The organism is Pantoea hericii, from assembly GCF_014155795.1.
Lineage (GTDB): Bacteria > Pseudomonadota > Gammaproteobacteria > Enterobacterales > Enterobacteriaceae > Pantoea > Pantoea eucalypti.
In genome coordinates this window covers 85,304-103,577 of sequence record NZ_SCKV01000007.1, presented here as the reverse complement: position 1 = coordinate 103,577, position 18,274 = coordinate 85,304, and the positions used below count along the sequence as shown (strand labels likewise).

At 58.6% G+C, this 18,274-nt stretch carries 11 protein-coding genes; 8 read left to right on the top strand and 3 right to left on the bottom strand.

Annotated features, from left to right (window positions below; genetic code table 11):
• Window positions 1-7 precede the first annotated feature (7 nt).
• From H7K52_RS15885 to H7K52_RS15875, 3 genes are read left to right on the top strand one after another with little or no spacing between them, the layout of a single operon-like run.
• Window positions 8-3,823 carry a cellulose biosynthesis protein BcsC gene (locus H7K52_RS15885; RefSeq protein ID WP_182630215.1) on the top strand — a complete coding sequence of 1,272 codons (3,816 nt, stop codon included), beginning with the start codon at window positions 8-10 and terminating at the stop codon, window positions 3,821-3,823.
• Window positions 3,823-4,266: a cellulose biosynthesis protein BcsD gene (gene bcsD, locus H7K52_RS15880; RefSeq protein ID WP_039658633.1), complete on the top strand. Its 444-nt coding sequence runs from the start codon at window positions 3,823-3,825 to the stop codon at window positions 4,264-4,266. Before H7K52_RS15885 ends, bcsD begins: the two co-directional genes overlap by 1 nt.
• An 8-nt stretch (window positions 4,267-4,274) precedes the next feature.
• Window positions 4,275-5,282, top strand: a complete 1,008-nt coding sequence (locus H7K52_RS15875; protein WP_039658632.1) for a family 8 glycosyl hydrolase — start codon at window positions 4,275-4,277, stop codon at window positions 5,280-5,282.
• Between the two features lie 115 nt (window positions 5,283-5,397).
• Here the strand turns inward: H7K52_RS15875 and bcsG are convergent, their stop codons facing one another.
• The 3 genes from bcsG to bcsE are packed head-to-tail and all read right to left on the bottom strand — an operon-like array spanning window position 5,398 to window position 8,781.
• Window positions 5,398-7,059 (bottom strand): cellulose biosynthesis protein BcsG, encoded by a 1,662-nt coding sequence (gene bcsG, locus H7K52_RS15870; RefSeq protein WP_039658631.1) that lies wholly within the window; start codon window positions 7,057-7,059, stop codon window positions 5,398-5,400.
• Window positions 7,049-7,246, bottom strand: coding sequence for a cellulose biosynthesis protein BcsF (gene bcsF, locus H7K52_RS15865; protein WP_039658630.1), 198 nt, complete (start codon window positions 7,244-7,246; stop codon window positions 7,049-7,051). Before bcsF ends, bcsG begins: the two co-directional genes overlap by 11 nt.
• Complete coding sequence (gene bcsE, locus H7K52_RS15860) at window positions 7,243-8,781, bottom strand: cellulose biosynthesis protein BcsE (RefSeq protein WP_039658629.1); 1,539 nt, start codon at window positions 8,779-8,781, stop codon at window positions 7,243-7,245. The genes bcsF and bcsE overlap by 4 nt, the downstream gene beginning before the upstream one ends.
• Window positions 8,782-8,982: 201 nt before the next feature.
• On the opposite strand from bcsE, the gene bcsR reads away from it, so the two are divergent.
• Genes bcsR through bcsC form a run of 5 tightly spaced genes read left to right on the top strand, consistent with a single transcriptional unit; the run spans window position 8,983 to window position 18,258 of the window.
• Window positions 8,983-9,180, top strand: a complete 198-nt coding sequence (bcsR, locus tag H7K52_RS15855; protein ID WP_182630214.1) for a cellulose biosynthesis protein BcsR — start codon at window positions 8,983-8,985, stop codon at window positions 9,178-9,180.
• The gene (gene bcsQ / locus H7K52_RS15850) at window positions 9,180-9,911 is read left to right on the top strand and encodes a cellulose biosynthesis protein BcsQ (RefSeq protein WP_110411753.1); all 732 of its coding nucleotides are present in this window, start codon (window positions 9,180-9,182) and stop codon (window positions 9,909-9,911) included. The genes bcsR and bcsQ overlap by 1 nt, the downstream gene beginning before the upstream one ends.
• Window positions 9,908-12,508, top strand: coding sequence for a UDP-forming cellulose synthase catalytic subunit (gene bcsA / locus H7K52_RS15845; protein ID WP_154926827.1), 2,601 nt, complete (start codon window positions 9,908-9,910; stop codon window positions 12,506-12,508). Before bcsQ ends, bcsA begins: the two co-directional genes overlap by 4 nt.
• 4 nt (window positions 12,509-12,512) lie before the next feature.
• Window positions 12,513-14,798 carry a cellulose biosynthesis cyclic di-GMP-binding regulatory protein BcsB gene (gene bcsB, locus H7K52_RS15840; protein ID WP_182630213.1) on the top strand — a complete coding sequence of 762 codons (2,286 nt, stop codon included), beginning with the start codon at window positions 12,513-12,515 and terminating at the stop codon, window positions 14,796-14,798.
• Entirely contained in the window at window positions 14,791-18,258 is a 3,468-nt protein-coding gene (gene bcsC, locus H7K52_RS15835) for a cellulose synthase complex outer membrane protein BcsC (protein WP_182630212.1), read from the top strand. The genes bcsB and bcsC overlap by 8 nt, the downstream gene beginning before the upstream one ends.
• The last annotated feature ends 16 nt before the right edge of the window (window positions 18,259-18,274 follow it).

Genomic DNA, 18,274 nt, shown 5'->3' with positions numbered 1-18,274 from the left:
AATAATAATGAAAAATAATCTGTTGAGTGCCGGTATTCGTAAGGCGTTGCTGCTGGGCAGCGCGCTGGCTCTGTCACCGCCGCTTCTGGCGGCGGAAAGCACCAATCCGGCGCTGCAGGCGCTGTTCGATCAGGCCTCTTACTGGCATCAGAAAGCGCATGATGATCTGGCGAAAGCCTCGCTGCAAAAGGTGCTGATGGTTGAACCCGGCAATACCCAGGCACTTTATCTGCTGGCACTTTATTCACAGCAGGGCGGCGATAATGCCGCCGCGGCGCAGTATCGCGCCCGGCTTAGTCAGGTCTCTCCCAACGATCCGCACCTCGGCGAACTGGACAGTGCACGCCAGCTGCAGACCATTCCACAGGCGCAGCTTTCGTTGGCGCGTCAGCAAGCGCGCAGCGGCAATATTCCGGCGGCGTTACAGACCTGGCGCAATACCTTTAGCGGCAATGAGCCACCACCCAGCGTCGCGGCAGAATATTATCTCACTATGGCGGGTGACCGGACGCTGCTGCCGCAGGCGGTTGAGGCGCTGCGCCAGTTTGCGGCTCAGCACCCGCAGGATACGGGGGCGAAGCTGGCGCTGGGTAAGGCGCTGACTTATCAGGAACAGACCCGTCGCGAAGGCATTGAGATGCTGAGCGCGCTGGCGAGTGGTAATCAGGATGCCGATCGCTCACTGCGTCAGGCACTGCTATGGCTTGGCCCTCAGCCGTCAGATGCGGCACTCTATCAGACCTGGCAGCAGCGTCACCCGCAGGATTCGGCCGTCATCGATTACTACCGTAAAAACGTCGGTGGCGCAGAAAAAGGGGCCGGATTCAGCGCGCTGAACAGCGGTGACGTTGGCGGAGCGCAGGCCAGTTTTGAAAAAGTGCTGGGCGCCAACCCGCAGGATGCTGATGCGTTAGCGGGTATGGGCTATGTGGCCGAGCGTGCCGGACATTATCAGGAAGCGGCAGATTATCTGCAGCGCGCTGCACAGCTCGGCGGCGATCAGGGTGCTTCACGTCAGCAGCAGGCGGACGATGCGCGCTTTTATGCACAACTGGCCAGCGCCCAGCAGGCGCTGAAAAGCGGGGACACTGCGCAGGCGCTGACCCTGAGTGAACCGCTGGTGCAGGCTGACGGTGAGAAAGGGCTGGCCGCCAGGTTGTTTCGCGCCGACGTGCTGCGCCGCACCAATCAACCGCAGCAGGCAGAGCAAATTTACCGCAGCATTCTGCAAAGCGATGCGAATAACCGCAGCGCCAAAGAAGGACTCTTCTACGTTCTGCGTCAGCAGAATCGGAATGCCGAAGCCAGTACGCTGCTGGGCGCGCTGCCGGACAGCGTGCGTCAGAGCGTTACGCCACGGGCCAATGAAGCCGATGCGTTGCGTCAGCAGGCGAAGCGTCAGCTTGCCGCTGGCAACAACGCCGCGGCCATCGCGACGTTGCAGCAGGGCGTTCAGCGCTATCCCTCGGATGGCTGGCTGCGGCTCGATTTAGCGCGGCTTTATCGTCAGCAGGGCGATACGCTGCTGGCGGCCAACGTAATGCAACCGGTGATGCGCAACGGGGCCAGCACCAGCGAGCTGTATGCTGGTGCGCTCAATGCCAGCGAAAGCGGCGGCTGGCAGCAGGCCAGCGCCTTGCTGGCGCGCATTCCCGCTAATGCTAAAACGGAGGCGATGCGTGAACTGGCGCAGCGGGTGAATTTTAATCTGCAGATGAGCACCGCCGATCAATACCTGGCACAGGGCGCGACGGCAGCAGCAGCCAATACCCTGAAAGCGCTCGCGGTCACGCCACCGACCAATCCGGTTGATGCCGGAAACCTGGCGCAGAAGCTGGCGCAGGCGGGCGATCTCACCAGCGCCGTTTCGGTGGTGCAGGCTAACCTGCAGCGCGGCGTGCAGGGCAATGCTGGCGATTATGCTGCACAGATGGCAGTGCTGAATCAGGCGGGTCTCGGCAGTGAGGCGCAGCGCTTCCTCAGTAACCCGGAACTGCAGGCGCGCAGTACGCCGACGCAGCTGGCGGGTATTCGCAACGGCTATCTCATTAACGAAGTGGATCGCCTGCGGCAGCAGCGCCAGTACGCGGTGGCGTATGACAAGCTGATTGGCGCACTACAGCAGGATCCGCAGAACCGTGATCTGATGTTTGCGATGGCCCGTCTTTACCAGGACGGCAAGATGAACCGGGATGCGGGTGTGGTCTATGACTACCTGATGACCCAGGATACACCGACGCAGGATGCGCGCGTCGGGGCCATCAACGTCGCGCTGGCGCAGAACAATCTACAACGCGCTAACGAGCTGAGTCGCGGCCTCAACACCACCACGCAGACGCCGGATCGACTGCTGCTGCTGGCGCGAGTCGCGGAAGCCAATGGCGACCATTCGCAGGCGATGGCATATCTGCGTTCAGCACGCGGGCAGCTGATTGGCCTGCAGGGTGCACAGCCTGGCAGCGTGCCGAGCGTGGGCGGCCTGGCGCTGGCGGATAATCCGTTTATCAACCGTAATACCTCACCAGTGGGACGTTCGCCGTCCAGCTACGGCACTGTGCTGCCCTGGCAGGCGGCACCTGTGGGCATTGCAACGGGCGTCACAGCGCAGGGCGATCTGGCCGCGGGCAGCGAAACCGTCTCTCATCAGTCACAGGTTCTGCACGACGTCGATACCATGATGGATTCGCTTCAGGAGAAAACCGGCACCTGGAGTCAGGGCATGGTGCAGGTGCGGGGGCGTGATGGCGAGTCAGGCCTCAGTAAGCTGACAGAAGCCAAAGCGCCGCTGACCTTCTCAACCGTGCCGTTTGAAACGGCGCGTCTCGACTTTACCGCCACGCCGGTCTCACTCACGGCGGGTAGTGGCGCAGCCGATGCCTGGCGTCGTTTCGGCACCAATGCACTGAGTCAGGGCCGGGTTGTCGCCGCAGGCGGTGCGACGGTGAATGATCTGCCGAACGGCGTTACCGATTCGCAAACCGCCTCTGGCGTGGAGCTGAATCTGGCACTGAAGGGCGACAGTTATAAAGTGGACATTGGCAGCACGCCACTGGGCCAGGATCTCAGTACACTGGTCGGTGGCGTGCAGTGGTCACCGAAACTCACTGACTTCCTGACGCTGATCCTCACCGGTGAGCGTCGTGCGATTACTGATAGCCTGCTCTCCTACGTCGGCGCAGAAGATAAAACCAGCGGCAAACGCTGGGGACGCGTCACGAAGAACGGCGCGAACGCCCTGTTAAGCTATGACAATGGCGATGCAGGCTTCTATGCTGGCGCGGGCGCGTACAGCTACCTTGGCGAGAATGTCGCCAGCAATAACAATCTGCAGGCAACCGCTGGCGCTTATGTCCGTCCGTTCCACAGTGACGATCGCGAGCTGAAAGTAGGCATGAGCCTGTCGTGGATGGATTTCTCGAAAAACCTCAGCTACTTCAGTTACGGTCAGGGCGGCTACTTCAGCCCGCAGAACTACGCGTCGGTCTCATTCCCGATAGAGTTCTCACGTAAATTTGACGATCTCAACGTGAATATTGGCGGTGCGGCTGGTTATCAGACCTACAGTCAGGATAAGAGCGCGTACTTCCCTGCAAATGCCAGCCTGCAATCTGAGCTGGAAGCCCTTGCCGCAAGAGGCAGTGTAAAAGACGCTTACTATTCTGGTGGCAGCAAAAACGGCATCGGCTACAACCTGCACGCCGGGGCGGACTACAAACTCAACAAAGATGTGACGATTGGCGGCCAGCTGGGCTATGACACCTTTGGTGACTACAACGAAAGCAGCGCGCAGCTCTATGTCCGTTATCTGTTTGGAGAGAAGTAATGAGTGAACATTCTGGGGTATCACATCCACATCAGCCGGGCTGGTTTGACCTGGTCAGCGTGATGATTGACGGGATGGTGGCCAACGCGGGTCAGCGGGAGGCGGAGGCCTTTCTCTATAAAATGGGTGAATCACTGGCGACCCGCTATCCTTTGCCAGCGTCACGCACCGTGCAGGATCTGGAGCGCGAGGCCAACTTACAGCTGGCGCGATTTAACTGGGGCTTTGTGCAGCTTCAGCCGGAAGAGACGGCGCTGCTGATGACGTATCACGCCTTACCGGCTGGCGACAATACCCATTCTCCGGCTGACTGGCAGGCAGTATTTGGCGCAGTCATAGCCGGACTGTTTTCAGGCTGGTTACAGGGCCAGGGCGGCAGCAGGATTGTGCCGGTTACACTTGAACTCAATGATGGCAGCACGCTGCACTATCGATATCAATAGGATCGGAAATGAAACGTAAGCCATTCTGGATGGGCTGGATCTGCTCTGTTTTACTGCTGGTCTGCAGTGCGCAGGCGAGTGCCAGCGGCTGGGACACGTTTAAAGGTCGTTTTCTGACGGCGGAAGGGCGGATCACGGACACCGCCAATAACAATGTCAGTCACACCGAAGGTCAGGGTTATGGCATGTTGCTGGCGGTAGCCAACAATGATCGCGCCACGTTTGACAGGTTGTGGCAGTGGACACGCACCCAGTTAGGTAATCCGCAGACCGATCTCTTCTACTGGCGCTATGTGCCAGGCAGTGACAATCCGGTTGCTGATAAGAACAACGCCTCGGATGGTGATGTGCTGCTGGCCTGGGCGCTGCAGCGTGCTGCTCAGAAATGGCAGGTGGAGAGCTACCAGCAGGCATCTGACCGTATTCAGCGCGCCATCATCAAGCTGGATGTCACGAACTTTGGCGGCTATACCGTCCTGCTGCCGGGCGCGCAGGGTTTCAATAAAACCAGTTACGTGGTGCTTAACCCTTCCTATTTCCTGTTTCAGGCGTGGCGTGAGTTTGGCGAGCGCAGTCATCTGCAGGTCTGGGATAAGCTGATTAATGATGGTTTTACGCTGCTGGGTAAGCTGAGTTTTGGCAAAACCGGTCTGCCGCTGGACTGGGTTGCGCTGAATGCCGACGGTTCGGTTGCCCCGGCTGTCGGTTACTCAAACCGCTTCAGTTATGACGCGATTCGCGTACCGCTGAACATCTGGTGGTATGACCCGCACAGTCTGGCGCTGGTGCCGTTTCAGCGCGTCTGGCAGGGTTACAGCCGTATGCTGACTCCCGCCTGGTTCGACGTGCTGGCAAATGCACCTGCACCTTATCATCTTGAGGGCGGTCTGCTGGCGGTGCGCGACCTCACGCTGAATGAGACCGGCTATCTGAGCGATAAGCTGGCTGCGGATCAGAACTACTTTTCCGCCAGTCTGCAGCTGCTGACCTGGCAGGCGTTTCAGGAGAAGCGCTGATAACAGGCAGAACGGCGGCGCTGGCCGCTATTCTGCTGCCGACAGTAACACGATAAAAATGGGTCAGGCGCTAAGCGGCGGCTGACCCGCACTTCTGCTTTACGGCAGTGATGCGTTACTCCGGATAGGGCACCCAGTCTCCGCCATTTAGCCTGATCCAGGGCTTGCCCTGATACATCATCACCACTGCACCGTCGTTTTCCGACACCACTGGCGTCTGCGGCAGCTTGTCAGTCAGCACCGACATATTGACATTGGGCGCATTAAATACCTGCCCATCCACCACGCGAGACACAATCTCTGAGACTGCCAGCAGACTGGTTGGCGCATCAATATTGAGTGGCTGTCCCTGATGCGGGGCTTTCATGCCGACAAACTTAATCCCGACCGGCACATGCGTAATACCCGGGCTGGGAATGTCGCGCAGCCCTGACATCTGCATCTTATCGCCCTGCAGGGCGGCCCCATGCTCCGGCACCACCAGCACCATCACCCGACGGCCTGACTTCTCCAGCTGAGTAAGGAAGGCGTCGATCTGATCAAACAGCAACTGAGCGCGCGGCTTCCATGGGGCTGTCTGGGTGCTGCCCAGTTCGCGGGTGCCGTCGTGCAGCGGGATCAGGTTATAGAAGGTGGCGCTGCGGGCATCGCTGCTCTTGCTGCGATCGTCGAGCCAGCGCTGCATCAGTTGGGCATCATTGAACACCGGCGTGCTGTCGAATGAAGTCACCTCCGGCGCAATACCCGCCTGCGACATCAGCGGTGCCTGAATATCCCCGCCTTCGCGCAGTTCTTTGAGATAGTTACCAAACACGCCGGTGTGGTCCATCATCAGCTGCTCTTTAAAGCCCAGCTTCGCCAGATTATCGAACAGATAGCAGCGTGAATCAGTGGGTTTGTAGAGATCGCTGTGCGAGGTCTGACCGCAGCTGGCACGCAGCAGACGAATCCCTGCCGGTCCGCTGTAGCTCGTGGCGGAGTTGTAGTTGGTCAGCATGATGTCGAAGTGATGCCACAGCGGATGATTACGCAGTTGCGAGGCATCCATATCTGACCAGGCGAGCGAACAGATGTTGATCACCAGAATGTCGAATGGCTGTGAATCGGCAGGCAGGCTGTCGGGGAAGTGGGTAACGCGCTTGCGCTCACTCTCATAGAAACGGTTGAGCCAGGCGGTCAGATTCGTACTGGTCGCGGGTGCAGACTGATCGAGCCCATCCGGCGTAGCGGCTGGCTGGCTGGCGGCTGGCGTCTGATTCAGGACCACCTGCGGAGTGGCTGCGCGGGTCGGTAGCAGCGACATCGCCGGGCCAGCGATAGTGAGTACGTTGAGCCAGATCAGCATCAATGAAACCAGCACGGTGATACGAATCCACTGCGCAACAAAGAGATAGAGAACCAGCAGGACAAAGAGCGCACCTATCATTTGCCAGTTGATAAAGCGGTCTGCCAGATCGAGAAGATAGGCTGCGGAGAAGCCCGCCAGCTGATCGCCCTGGCTCATGATGCTGCTGAGTCCGGGCAGCCAGGTGTCATGCCAGAACAGCCCGACACCAATGGGGATCGAGACCCAGTGGCGCAGGCGATGCAGGCGTACCGTCGGCAGCGGGAAGAGCAGCCAGGCGAGAAACACCAGGTTGCTCAGCGCGTGAAAGTTGAGATAGCCATACCACAGCAGGGCGAACTTCACTAAAAAGTAGAAATTCCAGCCGCCCAGTCCGCGCCAGCAGGACCACAAACCGGAAGAGTGGGCCGCAGCGGGTTGATCATTTTTCATTAATTTTTGCATCCGTTTTTGGAGATTGACGCTGCCAGTCACCTTCAGACTTTAGCGCACGCGCAGGCAACAGCCGATTCAGCAGGCCGTTCCAGCGACGCGGCAGCCAGCGTTGCCAGACAGGCTTTAGAATCAGCAGGATAAAAATAGCCAGCAGCGCAATCTGTACCCAGTCCATCAGGTTCATCGGGATTCTTTCTCCGGCAGTAAAGTGATGGGCTGCGGTGCCGAACGTACAGGCGCATCCACTGGCTTGAGGGTGGATTCGAGCAGAGATTCTGAAACCGGCGTCAGTTCCTGAATCGCCATCGGCGTCAGTTTTTTAATATTGCTGACTTCCGCAAGAATATGATTATCCTCGAACCAGACCATCCGGTTTGCAAATAGCTCATCGTGAGGCAATGAAAATATATATTTCAATGCCTTATCGAGATCGTTGTAGCGGCAGGAGGAGAGAAACAGTATGACGCGATCTTCCAGCACCGTGACCAGGTCGCCGAAGCGACGCGGTTTACAGAGCGTCAGAATCTGCTGGGGTTGAAGCTGCGGCACTGGCCGCAATGCCACCAACAGGCCCTTATCATTTTCCGGCAGTAAGGTATTACTGATCAACTGGCTGACTGATTGACAGAAGGCGTCAAGCCGCAGGTAGCCTTTCTCATGCAGCGGCTGCAATGAGGCGGTTAACGCCTCAAGACTGGCGGGAACGCGACGGTTAAACACCTGTCCCTGAAGACCTTCCAGCGTGGTCAGAAAGCGCGACATAGCTGCGTTAGCCGGCACGATGGTGTTGACTCCGCAGGCCAGCAGCAGCCGCTCGTCGCTATAACGCAGGCTGGCCCCCATCTCACGTACCACAATTTTCATTCCGTTGCCGCGAGCACGACGCAGGCTGTGAACCATCTTCGCCAGTTCGCCGATATAGTCGCTGCGGGTCAGACTAAAAATAACTGTCGCGGCATTAGCCTGCTGTGCCTGGAACCAGACCTGCTCATTATCATCAAAGAGCTGCCACTGGCGTGAAAGCGGCGGCGCGCCCTCAAGCACGATTTTGTCCGCGAGATAATGTTGTTCGTCATTAAGGCTCAACGGTTCCTGCTTTTCATTTAAGGCAAAGAAACGATCTTCTTCACAGCCCAGACGTATTGCACGATCGGCGAGCAGGCGTTCCGCGGCATACCACCAGTTAATTCGATACTGCCAGCTGTCCTGCTGAAAGCTCAAATGGGCAACGCCATCCAGCTGACGAAAATAACGCTGAAGATTATTACTCAGGTTTATTATGGTGGTGCCGGAGGTAATGATTAAAAGTGTGAGTTTGCTTTTATGTAGCGTGCGGCGCATACCCTTTATCCACCGGGTTAATTCGGCGTCATCGAGCTTATCCCATTGCGCTGCGCTGCTGTTAAATATCACCAGTCCGTTTTTACTGCCAAGCGTACGCAGAAAATCATTTTCCAGCAGCAAAAGACTCCGTTTGCTTTTGGAAAGAGAAAATAGCGGGATACGGTCGGGGCCTCCGATCGGGTCGGGCGTCAGGAGATCACGAGGCGGTTGATCAGCGCTGATGAGCGTGACGGCCTGCTGATGTGAAATCACCTGTCGAATCAACATGCGGGCGTCATCCTGCCGTGCACACGTCACCCAATAACAGCCAGGCGTTTGCAATGCCGTTAATTCAGGCTGAACATGCAACAGCCCTAGCGAAAAAGAATTTTTCATATTGAATTCGTTATTTTTCCAGTCCAGGCTAGCTTATTATAGACAGGCCAGGATGTAACCTGAGAAATTTAAACATTGCCAATGACAAACTGGCTCACAATGTCTGGCAAATGCAGCGTTGCTGAAAATCTTTTTGAACCTCCTTTTTATGCGCAGGCGACTATTCTGAGTCTGACAGTGTTTTATCTTTGGCGAACAGTAATGAAAAATCCAAATCTTCATACCCCTGAGGCCGCCGATGGCGATCGTCAGGATGATATTAATGCTTTGCGTGACGCCTTTTCTTTGCACGCTTTTCGCTATGTCGATATTGCGCGCGAAGAGCGTCTGAAAGAGATTTTGTCACGCTGGACGCTGTTAGCCGAAACGGTCCCCAGCCAGCCTGAGCAACCTCACTGATGCCGCAGATAGCGCTTCAGGGCGTGCGGGGCGGTGTCGGCACAACGTCTCTTTGTGCCGGACTGGGCTGGGCGCTGGCGGCTCTCGGCGAGCGGGTGTTGCTGATCGACGGCTCGCCGGTTAGTCAGCTCGGCATGCATTTCAATCTGCCCGCTCAGCAGGAGAATGGCTGGATGAAAGCCCTGTGCGAAGGGGGAGACTGGCAGCACAGCGCGCTGTGCTATCCCCATGGGCCTGACTTGCTGCCACATGGTGTGCTTTCTCATCAGCATTCTTTGACTATCACCCGTCAGAATGAGTCTGTCGCCGCACCGCTGCTCCAGGTATTGCCGGACCTGCAGGCGCGCTATCAGTGGATTATTTTTGATCTGCCTGCCGACTCCCTGCCGTGGCATGAAACACTCTATCAACAGCTGGACGGCATACTCTGTGTCATCCAGCCTGACGCCAATTGTCATTTGCGCCTTAGCCAGCGCCGCTTTCCGGCGCGCACCCGCTTTGTTATCAATCAGTTTAATGCTAACAGCCGTCTGCAGCAGGATCTGCATCAGCTTTGGATGGCTTCACTGGCGCAGCTGATACCGCTGCTGATTCATCGCGATGAGGCGCTGGCAGAGGCGCTGATGATGAAGCAGCCGGTCGGTGAATATCGGCCACATGCGTTAGCCAGCGAGGAGATCATCACGCTGGCTAACTGGTTGTTACTCAATCTGAAGGGAGTAAATTCTTGAATCCGTTGCGCTGGCTGTTGACTGCGCCCGCCTGGCAATCGCTGCATCGGGGCTATACCACTGCGCGAGGCAATGGTGCCTCCCGCTTCGCCAGCGCACTTCATCTTTTCTGGTCTGTTCTGGGCCTGATGCTGCTCCGCTTCGAAAGCCCGGGCTGGCAGAGTGTGATTCAGCAGCGCCGCCGCCTCTATCCGCACATCTCACCGGAGCGTCCGCGTCCGCTGGATATCCTGCGCTATCTGATCCAGACACTGTGGCTGATTATGATCCGGCTCCCCCAGGCGAGCGCCCGCGATGGCGTTAAGGGCCTGAGCGCACTTTCTGGCTGGCGGCAGCACGGCTATCGCTGGCTGGACAACGTTATTGCCCGCTCGCAAACCCAGGGCATTGATACGCGCATCGAACAGCGACTGAAGCGCCTGTCGCCGCCGATGCGACGCAGCCTCTTTGTCGTGACGGCTCTCTTTGCCTCACTGCTGGCGCTGCTCTGTATCAGCCAGCCCTTTGGTCTGATGACGCAGTTTATTTTTGTCGTACTGCTCTGGGGTCTGGCGATGCTGGTCCGGCGCATTCCGGGTCGTTTTCCTACCATGATGCTGATCGTGCTGTCGTTGACCGTGTCGTGCCGCTACCTCTGGTGGCGCTATACCTCGACGCTGAACTGGGACGATCCGCTGAGCCTGATCTTTGGTTTGCTGCTTATTGCAGCAGAGACCTACGCCTGGGTGGTGCTGGTGCTGGGCTATTTCCAGACGCTGTGGCCGCTTAACCGGCAACCCGTCTCCATGCCGGCTGACCGTTCGCAGTGGCCATCGGTGGACCTGCTGGTGCCGACCTATAACGAAGCTCTTAGCGTTGTCAGACCGACGCTCTATGCTGCGCTGGGTATCGACTGGCCGAAAGATCGCCTGAATATCTATCTCCTTGACGACGGCAACCGGCCGGAATTCCGCGAGTTTGCCACCAGCATTGGCATTAACTATGTGGCGCGTCCCTCTAACGAACATGCCAAGGCGGGGAACATCAACCACGCGCTGAAAAACTACTGCCGCAGCGACTTCGTGTCGATCTTTGACTGCGACCATGTGCCGACACGCGCTTTTTTACAGATGGCCATGGGCTGGTTTATCAAAGATCCCCGGCTGGCGATGCTGCAGACGCCGCATCACTTCTTTTCGCCCGATCCGTTTGAGCGCAATCTCGGGCGGTTTCGCCGTACGCCGAATGAGGGTTCGCTCTTTTATGGGCTGGTGCAGGACGGTAACGATACCTGGGACGCCGCCTTCTTCTGTGGCTCCTGCGCCATTCTGCGCCGCACTGCGCTGGAAGAGATTGGCGGTATTGCCGTAGAAACCGTCACTGAAGATGCCCATACGTCGCTGCGTCTGCACCGGCGTGGCTACACCTCGGCCTACATCCGCATTCCTCAGGCGGCCGGGCTGGCGACCGAAAGTCTGTCAGCGCATATCGGGCAGCGTATTCGCTGGGCACGCGGGATGGTGCAGATTTTCCGCCTTGATAACCCGTTGTTTGGTAAGGGGTTGAAGTGGGTACAGCGGCTCTGTTATGCCAACGCTATGCTGCACTTTTTGTCCGGTATTCCGCGGCTGATCTTCCTGCTGGCACCGCTGGCGTTTTTACTCTGCCATGCCTACATCATCTATGCGCCTGCCCTGGCGATCGCTATCTATGTTTTACCTCACATGCTGCACACCAGCCTGACCAACTCGCGTATTCAGGGGCGCTGGCGTCACTCTTTCTGGAGCGAAGTTTACGAGACGGTGCTGGCCTGGTATATCGCCCGGCCTACTACCGTGGCGCTGTTCAATCCTCACAAGGGTAAGTTTAACGTCACGGCGAAAGGCGGACTGGTCGAGGAGCAGCATCTGGACTGGGTGATAACCAAACCCTATATGTTGCTGGTGTTGCTTAATGTGGCGGGCGTGTTGATGGCGTTCTGGCGCATGCAGCACGGTCCGGCCAACGAGATACTGACCGTCTGCGTAAGTCTGATTTGGGTGCTCTATAACATGATTATTCTTGGCGGTGCGGTGGCGGTTTCCGTTGAAGCCCGGCAGATCCGCGAGGCGCACCGTGTAGAGATCGCCATGCCGGCCGCCATCGCACGCGAAGATGGTCATATGCTGCCCTGCACGCTGCGTGACTACTCGGATGGCGGCGTCGGGCTGGAGATGCGCGAGCCGGATGCGCTGCGGGAGAATGAAAAAGTGTGGCTGCTGCTGCGTCGTGGACAGCAGGAGTTCAGCTTCCCCTGCCAGGTGCAGCGTGTCTTTGGCCACCGGGCTGGCGTGCGTCTCCATCAGCTGACCACCCAGCAGCATATTGAATTTATCCAGTGTACCTTCGCTCGCGCCGATACCTGGGCACTGTGGCAGGACGGTTTTCCGGAAGATAAGCCGGTGCAAAGCCTCGCCGATATCATGATCCTCGGTTTCAAAGGTTACCTGCGCCTGGCGGAATATGGCCCGCCGCAGTTACGTCGGCTGTTTAACCTGCTTACCGTTGGGGTGAGCTGGCTGGCTTCGCTGTTGCCGCAAGGCATCCGTGCGCCAGCTTCAAAAAACGCATTGAGTTGATGATATGACGATAACGAGAGTAAACAGGTGGGTCGCTGCGCTGCTGTTGGGTTCCACAACACTAAGCTGCGCCCTGGCGCAGGAAAATATGGCGGTCACTCCCGGAGAAACTGCGGTGCAATCTTTGCCGCCACAGCCTGCTGCACCGCTGCGTAACAGTCAGCTGAGCTTTGTTAAGCTGGCACCACCGCCGGGTAGCATGACGCTGAGCGGAACACGTACCAGCGGGCAGATCGAGTTCGGTGTGCGCAGTGATGAGGTGGTGACGCGTGCGCTGCTTAATCTTACCTATCGGCCCTCGCCTGCGCTGCTACCTGTGCTGTCGCAGCTGAAGGTTTATCTCAACGATGAGCTGTTCGGCCTGATCACCATTACCCCGGACCAGCCGGGTAAAGAGATTCAGACGCAGCTGGCAATCGATCCTCACTATATTGCTGACTTTAACCGCGTGCGCTTTGAGCTGGTTGGTCACTACGCCAACATCTGCGAAAATCCGGCCAACAGCACCATCTGGCTTGATATCGGCAAAGAGAGCGGCATCGATCTGACGCTGCAAAAACTGCCGCTGAAAAATGACCTCTCCCATTTTCCTGAACCCTTTTTTGATACCCGCGACACGCGACCGCTGACCTTGCCGATGGTGTTTGCTGCCCAGCCGGACATAAAGCAGCAGCGGGCTGCCGCGATTCTCGCCTCCTGGTTCGGCAGCAAAGCTGCCTGGCGCGGACAGCGCTTTCAGGTGCTCTACAATCAGCTGCCGCAACAGCAGCATGCTGTGGTGTTTGCCACCAACGATGCGCGCCCGGATTTTCTGAAAGATTTGCCGCCGGTTGTAAAGCCGACCGTGGAGATAGTGAGTCAGCCTGACAGTCCCTATGAAAAAATGCTGCTCATCCTGGGACGCAACGACGACGATTTGCTGACGGCGGTGCAGGGGATTGCGCAGGGTGAGTTGCTGTTACGCGGGGACACCTCGACCATCGACCGCGTTACGCTGCTGGCACCGCGCCAGCCCTATGATGCGCCAAACTGGGTGCGCACCGATCGCCGCACCACCTTTGCTGAACTGACTCAGTATGAAAACCAGCTGCAGTCTGACGGCCTGCAGCCCAATCCCATCAGCCTGACGCTGAATCTGCCGCCCGATCTCTTCCTGGTTCGCGCGCGCGGCATCGACATGGATCTGAGCTATCGCTATACAGCGCCTTTCCAGTCGGATGGCTCACGGCTGGCGGTGAACCTGAATAATCAGTTCATCCAGGATTATCCGCTACCGCCTAAAAACACGGCCGGTCAGCAGTTGCTGCATATTCCCCTGATTCAGGGAATGCTGGACAAAAACCATGAACTGCTGATTCCGGCGTTACGCCTGGGTGTGGTTAACCAGCTGCGCTTCGATTTTGACTATGCCAACACCTTTATTGGTGGCAATGCTGACGGGCGTTGTGAAACCGTGACGCCGGTCGGTCATCATGTGGTGGTGGACGACAGTTCCAGCATCGATTTTTCTGGCTATCGCCACTACATCGAAATGCCATCACTGCGTGCCTGGGCAAATGCGGGCTTCCCGTTCAGCCGTTATGCCGATCTGGCGCAAACCCTGGTGCTGATGCCGCCAAAACCAGACGTCCAGCAGGTCAGCACACTGTTGAATGCGATGGGCAATAGTGGTGCACAGACTGGCTATCCGGCACTGCGCGTTCAGTTGACCGACGACTGGGCCACGGCGAAAAAGCAGGATGTGGATCTGCTGATGATCGGTGTCATCCCCAAAGATCTTCAGAATGACCTGCGGATCCCGGCGCTGGTCGACGCCACCGCCAGCTGGCTGAAAGAACCCGTGCGACGGGTCACGCCACAGATGAATCCGCAAAGCGGTCGCGATCAGACGGCAGAAAGCACCACTGCCATCAGCTCCCGCGGCCCGCTGGCAACGGTGATTGGCTTCCAGTCGCCGTTTTACGATCAGCGCAGCGTGGTTGCGCTGCTCGCCGATGGCACGCCGCGTGGCTGGCAACTGCTCAACGAGGCAATGAGTGACAGCGATAAGCGTGGCGCAATGTCTGGCTCCACCGCGATTATCCGCGAGTCAGGGGTTAACAGTCTGCGGGTTGGCGAGAGCTACTACGTTGGTCATCTGCCGTGGTGGGAGCGTCTCTGGTCGCTACTCTCGACCCATCCCTTCTGGCTGGCACTCTGCACACTCTTTGTGGTGGTGCTGTTCGCGCTAATGACGTGGCGTCTGATGCGAATTATTACCCGTCGTCGTTTACTGGATGAAGATGAATAACGCTCAGGTACTGCGGGCGGGCATGCTGCTTGGTACGCTAAGTGCGCTGCCGGGGCTGGCCGCACCGACTGACGGACCGGAAGTCTCGCCAGTCGAGTGGCTGCTGGCACAGGTCCGCACCGGCGAGTCGACTAACAAATACGATCTGGTACAGCAATCGCTCTACCGGCTGGAGAAGATGGACCCGGATAATCCGCAGGTGCTTGCGGCGCGTCTGCGTCTGGCGCTGCATCAGGGCGATATCACCGCAGCGCAGACGTTGCTGGATCAGCTCAACAGGCTGGCGCCCGGCTCGACGGCGGCGCGTGAGTCTGCCGCAGGCCTGCGCATGATGTCGCCAGAGGGGCGGCAGCAACTGCAGCAGGCGCGATTGCTTGCTACCTCAGGGCGGCTGGCGGAAGCAAAAAGCGCGTACGATGCGCTGTTCAACGGCGTGTTTCCCGATCCCAACATCGCCCTGGAGTACTGGCGGCTGATGGCGCGCCTTCCTGGCCAGGAAGAGGTCGTATGGCAGCAGCTGCAGGCGATGGAACAGCGCTATCCGGGCAACGTTGGCGTCGGATTGCAGATTGCCCGCATGGCATTTGCCCGGCAGCAGTCGGCGCAGGCGATAGTCCAGCTGAAGCGGCTGGCGGAAAGCAGCGGCGGGCGTGATGCCGCGGCTGATCTCTGGCTGAAACAGATTAACGATCAACCGGTCAGCGACAGTAGCGTCGCGCAGTTGAAAGAGTATCTCACCGTCTTCACCGAGGGCGATGCGCATCAGCAGGGCCTGGAGGCGCTCTCGAAGCAGCAGACGACGCTGGCCGATCCCGCTTATCGCGAACGGATGCGCGCGCTGGCGCTGGTCGATGCAGGCAATGTGAATAACGCGATGGCGATCCTGAACCGGGCACTGAAAGCGAATCCCGATAATGCCGAATTAATGGGGGCGATGGGGCAGACCCAGGCCCGCGCGGGCCATCGTGATGCCGCCATTCTCTGGCTGGAACGCGCCATCAAAGCGGGACAGCAGAGCACGCTGATCGGCAAATGGCAGTCGCTGCTGCAGAGCAATCGCTACTGGCTGGCGATTGAGCAGGGCGATAAAGCGCTGGCGCAGCATGATATTGAAGGGGCCGGACAGCACTATCGTGCGGCCCAGAAGTATGACAGCAGCGACAGCTATGCCCTGATTGGCCTGGGTGATGTGGCGATGGCGCGTAAAGATGCGGCGGGCGCAGAACAGTTCTGGCAGCGCGCGCGACGGCTGGATGGCACCAATATCACCGCAGTGCGTCGGCTGGCGGGGCTTTATCAGGCTGTGTCGCCTGCACGCGAGCTGGAATTTATTACTACCTTACCCGCCGGGCAGCAGCGCGCCCTGGCTGACACGCTGCGCCTGCTGCGCAGCGATAGCCTGCGCACGGAAGCAGATGCTCTGGCGCAGCAGGCTCGCTGGCCGCAGGCGGCAGAGAAATATCGCCAGGCACGGGAGCTGGCTCCGGATGACGTCTGGCTCAGTTACCGGCTGGCTGGCGCGCTGCGTAACAGTGGTGACGTGCAGCAGGCGCAGACGATAATGCGCGCGGTCGCGCAGCAACATCCGCAGGATGCGACTGCACTTTACGCGACCGCACTCTGGTTCTCGGGCAACGATAACGACAGCGAGGCACTGGCCACGCTGCATCGTCTGCCCGATGCGCAGTGGAGCAGCGATATGCGTCAGCTGGCTGACCGCCTGAAACAGAATCAGATCTATGCCCAGTCCGAGGCGCTGCGCGCCGCCGGGCGGGAGCCGGCAGCCGTAACGCTGCTTGAGCAGCAGCCAGTTTCCAGCCGACGTGACCTGACGCTGGCCGACTGGGCACTGGCACGCGGTGACGCGCTGCAGGCGCTGGCAGGCTATCAGCAGGTACTGTCTCGCGAGCCGGAAAACGGCGATGCGGCGCTGGGACGAATCGAAGCGCTGGTTGCCCTGCAGCGCAACAGCGAAGCCCTACAGGCGCTTGAGCAACAGCCGTCGATTCAGGCGAGTGTCAATGCGGACAGGCGTGCTGCGCTGGCGTGGCAGGCGGTGGGTGAAACCACGCGGGCTGCCGTGCTGTTTAGCGATCTGAAACAGCGCGCCGCCTCGCTGCCACCTTCTCAGGATAAGGCGCTGGTGTTTCGTGATGCGGCACGACTTGAACGTTCGCAGCAGCAGCCTGAACAGGCACTGGCCGATTATCGTCAGGCGATGACGGCCAGCGGTATTGATAGCAGTGGCAATATCAGCCGCGCCACCCGCAACGATCCGCAGGATGAGTGGCTGAAGCGCAGCCTGCGCAGCGACACGGCCGATCTCTATCGTCAGCAGCAAACCACGCTGACAGTGCAGCAGGACTATTCACGCAACAGCGGTACGGGCGGCATCTCTGACTTTACGGCGCACACCACCATGCTGCAGGCGGAACATCCGTTTGCCGATGGGCGCGGCTTTTTCCGGCTCGACCGGGTGGACGTTTCCGCAGGGACCTTTACCACCCGAAACGGTAGCTTTAATGATTTATTTGGCAGCTGTGACGATGTGAATTCCGGCGGCTGCACTTCTCAGACTCACCAGCGTGACAGTGGCACGGCGCTGGCCGCTGGCTGGCATAATGCGATCTGGTCGGCCGACCTCGGCACCACGCCGCTGGGTTTTGAAGTCACTAACTGGACCGGCGGCCTGAGCTGGAAAACCGATGTGAAGCAGCTCGGTGTGACGCTGACCGCTTCACGCAGGCCAATTGCCAGTTCGCTGCTCTCCTATGCCGGGACGCGCGATCCGGCAGTCAACGGCAGTAAAAGCTGGGGCGGTGTGGTGGCAACGGGCGGCAGCATCGGGCTGAGTTACGATCAGGGCGGTGCGCATGGTGTCTGGGGCGACATCAGTGCGCATCAGATCACCGGCAAGAATGTCGCTGATAACAGCCGCGAGCGCCTGATGGGCGGCTATTACTACAAGCTGATCAACACCGACAATCGCCGTGCGACCATCGGGCTGAACAGCATGCTCTGGCACTATCAGAAGGATCTCAGTGATTACACCTTCGGCCAGGGCGGCTACTACAGTCCACAGCAATATCTCTCCTTTGCTGTGCCGGTCACCTGGCGGCAGCGTACGGAGAACTGGTCATTTGATCTGGGCGGTTCAGTTTCGTGGTCACATTCGAAAACGGATGCGCAGCAGCGTTATCCGGTTAATCCTGGCTTCACCCTTGCCAGCAATCCCTCTTCCGCCAGCAGCGCCGGCGGGGGGATCGGCTACACGCTGCAGGCAGTAGTTGAGCGGCGGCTGACGTCGGCGTGGTTTGTAGGAGCAGGTGTCGATATTCAGCAGGCGAAAGATTACACCCCGAGCCACGGCCTGATCTATGTACGCTATGCTGCCGGGGGCTGGGAAGGGGATCTGGATATGCCGCCACAGCCGCTGGTTCCCTACGCAGATTTTAAATAATCCCGATCGGGAAAAA

Coding starts and splice junctions, on each gene's coding strand:
- H7K52_RS15885 (WP_182630215.1), top strand. CDS start 8: ATGAAAAATAATCTGTTGAGTGCCGGTATTCGTAAGGCGTTGCTGCTG.
- bcsD (WP_039658633.1), top strand. CDS start 3,823: ATGAGTGAACATTCTGGGGTATCACATCCACATCAGCCGGGCTGGTTT.
- H7K52_RS15875 (WP_039658632.1), top strand. CDS start 4,275: ATGAAACGTAAGCCATTCTGGATGGGCTGGATCTGCTCTGTTTTACTG.
- bcsG (WP_039658631.1), bottom strand. CDS start 7,059: ATGAAAAATGATCAACCCGCTGCGGCCCACTCTTCCGGTTTGTGGTCC.
- bcsF (WP_039658630.1), bottom strand. CDS start 7,246: ATGAACCTGATGGACTGGGTACAGATTGCGCTGCTGGCTATTTTTATC.
- bcsE (WP_039658629.1), bottom strand. CDS start 8,781: ATGAAAAATTCTTTTTCGCTAGGGCTGTTGCATGTTCAGCCTGAATTA.
- bcsR (WP_182630214.1), top strand. CDS start 8,983: ATGAAAAATCCAAATCTTCATACCCCTGAGGCCGCCGATGGCGATCGT.
- bcsQ (WP_110411753.1), top strand. CDS start 9,180: ATGCCGCAGATAGCGCTTCAGGGCGTGCGGGGCGGTGTCGGCACAACG.
- bcsB (WP_182630213.1), top strand. CDS start 12,513: ATGACGATAACGAGAGTAAACAGGTGGGTCGCTGCGCTGCTGTTGGGT.
- bcsC (WP_182630212.1), top strand. CDS start 14,791: ATGAATAACGCTCAGGTACTGCGGGCGGGCATGCTGCTTGGTACGCTA.